Source organism: Microbacterium paludicola, assembly GCF_039529675.1.
GTDB classification, from domain to species: domain Bacteria; phylum Actinomycetota; class Actinomycetes; order Actinomycetales; family Microbacteriaceae; genus Microbacterium; species Microbacterium paludicola.
Genome location: NZ_BAAANG010000046.1, coordinates 1 through 1,507 on the forward strand (window position 1 = coordinate 1; position 1,507 = coordinate 1,507).

General features: G+C 69.7%; 3 protein-coding genes. All 3 read right to left on the minus strand.

Going from position 1 to position 1,507, the window contains the following annotated elements; all coding sequences use genetic code 11:
- A partial coding sequence (locus ABD161_RS15525) for a hypothetical protein (protein WP_344005026.1) occupies nt 1–523 on the minus strand: 523 nt, incomplete at its 3' end.
- 197 nt (nt 524–720) lie between these two features.
- Nucleotides 721–993: a hypothetical protein gene (locus tag ABD161_RS15530; protein ID WP_344005028.1), complete on the minus strand. Its 273-nt coding sequence runs from the start codon at nt 991–993 to the stop codon at nt 721–723.
- Nucleotides 990–1,259, minus strand: coding sequence for a hypothetical protein (locus ABD161_RS15535; RefSeq protein ID WP_344005031.1), 270 nt, complete (start codon nt 1,257–1,259; stop codon nt 990–992). Before ABD161_RS15535 ends, ABD161_RS15530 begins: the two co-directional genes overlap by 4 nt.
- Between the last annotated feature and the right edge of the window lie 248 nt (nt 1,260–1,507).

Genomic DNA, 1,507 nt, shown 5'->3' on the forward strand with positions numbered 1-1,507 from the left:
TGTCGATGCTGCGGCCGATGCCCTCCGGGCTGTCGTCGAGGACGCCAGCTGCGTCGATCGCGCGCATGAAGCGCACCGCGTGCGGCCGCAGGCGGAAGCCGTCGCCGTCGGCGGCGGTACCGACCTGCAGCGTGTCCGCTCCCGCGCGGGGGACGATGGTGGGCACCCGGAGGCCCGAGGGGATGTGGAAGACGTCGTAGCGGCCCTTGCGCTGCTTCGCGACGGCGTACAGGCCGGACTCGCTCACCTCGAGCGGGTAGACCTTCTCGCCCTGCGGCTTGTTGCCGAGGCGGAACGGGCGGCCGGCGCCGCGCATCGGGAGCGACGCGAAGATGTCGGCGTGCTCGTCGACGGGGTGGCCCCACTCGGCCATGTGCTCGCGGTAGATCCGCTCGAACTCCTGGTCGCTCAGCGCGGGGATCGCGCGCGACTTCGGCAGCGGTGCCGGCTTCCAGGACGGGTTGTGCTTGCGCTCGAGGAACTGCTGGAGCGTCTCGCGATCTTCCAGGACTGTGTTGCTCATGATGACCTCCGACTATTAGTACCTCTGACAGGTACTAATATACGCGCATGGCGTGCGGCAGTCAACCCCTGGCCGCCAACAGGTTTGTGCGCGGAGTGGTCGACGGACCGGCTGCTGTATCAGTGGAGCGTCGACGCTGGTGGCAGTGCTGACTCCCGAGGCCCGAGGGCGCGTCACCCGGGCCCCGGGAGTTTGACTCAGCGCTTGCGTCGGCGGCGGGCGGTGCCGATCTCCGGAATACCTGCCCGCTCGTGCTCGAGCGTGCGCAGCTCGGCCTCGTCGGAGTCGGACCAGCTGTCCGCGAGCGCGCGGAGCATGTCCGGGATGCTCGCCCCAACGAGGGGAGAGCGGTGCGGCTTGCGCCTCGGCGTCCCGTCGGCCTCGTCGCGGTACAGGATCAGCGTCCAGGGGCGCGCCGGGTCCGCGCCGCGGTCGAGGTCGTCGATGACGATCCGGATCCGGCGGGTCACGAGGCGACCTCCTCGATGCGCAGCCGATCACCGAAGTGCGCGACGCGGATGACGTACTCGCCGCTCTCGTCGCGCTCGACCCAGACGGTGGCGAGGGTCCTGCCCTCGGCGTCCTCGTAGTCGACCTTGCCGAAGCGGTCGGCCTCGTGGTCGAGCAACGGGCGGAAGGTGTGCGGGTTGCCGCTGATCCAAGGCACGGGCTCGGCGCGCTCGCCGGTGTCGTACGGGTTGAGCAGCGGGCCGTGGGGGCTCTTGGTCTGGCTCATCGGATTCCTCCATCTAGTATCTCTGACAGGTACTAATATAGCAGCGGTGGCGGACATTTGGAGCTGCGGCACGGCGGCGGTGATGCACCCCACCCGGGGCTGCGCCGGGCGGGGTGGTTGGGTCAGCTGCCGGGGCGGAGAGCGCCGACCAGCTCGTGGACGATCTCGAGCAGCTGGTCCTCGTAGTGCTCGTACGCCTTCACGTCGCCGTCGTCGGCCGCCTGGTAGGCGGCGACCGCTGCGTCGTA